This window comes from Komagataeibacter kakiaceti JCM 25156, assembly GCF_000613305.1.
Genome location: NZ_BAIO01000283.1, coordinates 1 through 3,081, shown reverse-complemented (window position 1 = coordinate 3,081; position 3,081 = coordinate 1). Strand labels below are relative to the sequence as shown.

Annotated in this window: 3 protein-coding genes and 1 pseudogene; 1 reads left to right on the top strand and 3 read right to left on the bottom strand. The window is 65.0% G+C overall.

The window, feature by feature from the left end; translation table 11 throughout:
- The 3 genes and pseudogenes from JCM25156_RS12355 to JCM25156_RS24090 all read right to left on the bottom strand — a co-directional run.
- A partial coding sequence (locus JCM25156_RS12355; protein ID WP_025813313.1) for an ATP-binding cassette domain-containing protein occupies positions 1–305 on the bottom strand: 305 nt, incomplete at its 3' end.
- 50 nt (positions 306–355) lie between these two features.
- The gene (locus JCM25156_RS12350) at positions 356–1,735 is read right to left on the bottom strand and encodes an alpha,alpha-trehalose-phosphate synthase (UDP-forming) (protein WP_025813311.1); all 1,380 of its coding nucleotides are present in this window, start codon (positions 1,733–1,735) and stop codon (positions 356–358) included.
- 124 nt (positions 1,736–1,859) lie between these two features.
- A pseudogene (locus JCM25156_RS24090) lies at positions 1,860–2,599 on the bottom strand (response regulator).
- A gap of 115 nt (positions 2,600–2,714) precedes the next feature.
- On the opposite strand from JCM25156_RS24090, the gene JCM25156_RS12340 reads away from it, so the two are divergent.
- Positions 2,715–3,081, top strand: a 367-nt coding sequence (locus JCM25156_RS12340) for a sigma-70 family RNA polymerase sigma factor (protein ID WP_242402638.1), incomplete at its 3' end; no start/stop codon positions are given.

Here is a 3,081-nt window from a genome sequence, read left to right as displayed (position 1 = left end):
CGGTATTCCGGGTCGCCCGGCCCCATGCCGGCGCGCACGTAATCCAGCGTGGTGGCGAAGCCGGACAGGTCGGGCTCCTGCGGCAGGTAGCGCATGGTGGTGCCGGGCTGCACGAAGCGGGTGCCGTCATCAGCCTGTATCTCACCCGCCGCGATGCGCAGCAGGGTAGACTTGCCACAGCCATTGCGCCCGACAAGGCAGATGCGCTCGCCCGGGGCGACGCCGAAACCCGTGCCGTTGAGCAGCGGCGCGCCGCCAAGGGTCAGGGTAATATCCTGAAGGAGAAGAAGGGGAGGAGAAGCCATGGCCGCTTATGTCTCCACAACCGGGCTGCGCGCAAGGCTGGTGTGAGGGTTCAGGTCTCCGCCGTGGCCTGCAGGATGTTCAGGAAGGACAGCCCCCAGCCCAGCGCCGTGCGGTCGGCGATGGCGTTCCAGCAGGCCTGCCAGCGTTCGCGCCGTTCGGTAAGCGACATGGCCAGCGCGCGTTCCAGCGCATCGGCCATGTCGTCATGGTCCAGCGGGTTGACCAGCAGGGCGGCGTCAAGCTGCCTTGCCGCCCCGGCCAGACGTGAGAGGACCAGCACGCCGGGATTTTGCGGATCCTGCGCCGCGATGAATTCCTTGGCGACCAGATTCATCCCGTCGCGCAGGGGCGTGATGTAGCCAATATCCGCCAGCCGCATGTACCCGGCCACCGTGGGGCGCGGGCTGCCGCGGGTAAGAAAGCGCAGCGGGGTCCAGTCCGCCTGCCCGCAATGGGCATTGAGCTTGCCGATCTGGTGTTCCAGCCGGTTGCGCAGCGCCTGGTAGCTGGCCACGTCCGTCCGGCTTTCCGCCGCGATCTGGAGGAATGTGACCTGACGCTGGCGTGTGGGATAGGTTTCAAGCAGGCGTTCGTACCCGGCCAGACGATGGTCCAGCCCCTTTGTCGGGTCCATGCGGTCCACGCCGAATATCAGCCTCCGCCCCGCGAGCGAACCCGAAAGCCTGCGCAGGTCTTCCGTCTCCATGGCGGCGGCGGCGGTGCTGGCGAAGGTGCGGGGGTCGATCTCGACGGGGAAGGTGCCGACGCGGACCCTGTGGCCTTCAAACAGCAGGGTTTCCCCATCCACCGTGACCGCGCCCGCCGTGCGGCTGGCGGCGAATATGAAATTGGCGGTGTCATCGGCGGTCTGGAAGCCCAGCAGGTCCGCCTTCAGCAGGTCACGCAGGAAGGTGCCCCCGTCGGGTGCGGTGGCCAGCATGTCGGGCGCGGGAAAGGGGGTATGCAGGAAAAAGCCGATGGGCTGGCGCACGCCATGGCGGCGCAGCAGGGCGGCCAGCGGCAGCAGGTGGTAGTCATGAATCCAGATGATGTCATCCGTGCGCAGCAGCGGCAGCAGGTTTTCGCAAAACCGTTCATTGACCGACCAGTAGGAAGCCAGCTCGCGCCGCTCGAAATGAATGCATTCCGGCAGGGAATGCATGAGCGGCCACAGGGTGGAATTGGAAAAGCCGGTGTAATAATTGCGGTGTTCGGCGGGTGTCAGGCCGATGGTGGCGTATTCCACGCCATCGGCCTTCTGGATTTCGGGGGGGAGGTGGGCCGCGTCGGGGTGACAGACCCCGTTCCAGCCGAACCACATGCCGCCCTGCCGGGCCAGCAGGTCTTTCAGCACCACCGCGAGCCCGCCGGGGCGCAGGCCCTCCGTGGGAACGGGAACGCGATTGGAGACGATGACCAGCCGTTTCATGTGCCCTCTCTGTAAGCTGTCATAGCGGATCAGCCCCGTCCGGGTACGCGGCCAGGAACCGCAACATATACGCAAGAAGGGACGGAGGGGAGGACACGGGCGCGGATACAGGCATGCAGGGGGGTCAGTTCAGCGGCACACCGCCTGAAACAGCCTGATAGGTGGAAACGGCCAGCGTAAGGGGTTCGAAAGGCTTGGTGATGACGAAGGCGGGTTCGATCGTATCGCCCGTCAGCAGGCGTTCGGGGTAGGCGGTGACGAAAATGACCGGAATGTCCTGATGGCGCAGGATGCTGGACACGGCGCTCATGCCATCACCGCCATCGCCCAGGTTGATGTCGGCCAGGATCAGGCCGGGCCGGGTCTCGCGCGCCAGACGGACGGCTTCCGCCTCGCTGCTGGCGACGCCGGCTATGGTATGGCCGCACTGGCGCACCAGTTCCTCTATGTCCATGGCGATGATGGGTTCATCCTCGATGATCAGGACACTCGTCTGGGCACATGAACGCAGGCGGGCATGGGCTTCTTCCAGCATGGTGGTCGCCTGTCCGGGCGCAAGTGACAGCACGCGCGCGGCGTCGGTTATGCTCAGTTCCTCGAGGGCGGTGAGCAGAAGCAGCTTGCGCGCCTGCTGCGACATGCCATCTTTCGGTTCAGCCGTCCTGCATCCCTGTGCGTGATGGCGTGATATCCATTGGTACAGGCGCAGCTGGGCGGCATGGAAGGATCGTCCACCGCCATGAGTTCGCGCAGGCTTTCGGCCACCAGAAGGTCGCCGCTCGACTGGCTGCCACACAGTGCGCGGGCGTAACGCCGGGCATAGGGCAGGGCGCGAAGCAGGTCTTGACGCCGTGATAGCGACATGAGGCATTCATCTCCCCAGATAAATTGTTACACCCGGATCATGACAGCGTTACACTGTGCTGCAAGACTTGATAGAGTAAACAAACTGGAAGCCAGAATACCACCCGATCCGTCCATGGTCACGCACTTGCGTGGCGAGATGCTGGCTCTTTTGCCACAATTGCGCAGTTTTGCCCGGTTTCTGACCGGGCAGGTCGCATCGGCGGATGATCTCGTGCAGGAAACGGTGCTGCGCGCGCTGGGCGCGCTGGATCAGTTCACGCCGGGCACGAGCATGAAGGCATGGCTGTACACCATCGCGCGCAACCTGTTTTATGAACAGGCCCGCCACGGGCGGCGCGAGCGTGATGTCATGTCCGATTATGCCCGCCGGCCCGACCAGCCCGAAAATGCCGGGACGGAACGCGCCGATGACCTGCGTGACCTGGACGGGGCGCTGTGGCGTCTGTCGCCGCGCCTGCGCGAGGCGCTGGTGCTGGTGG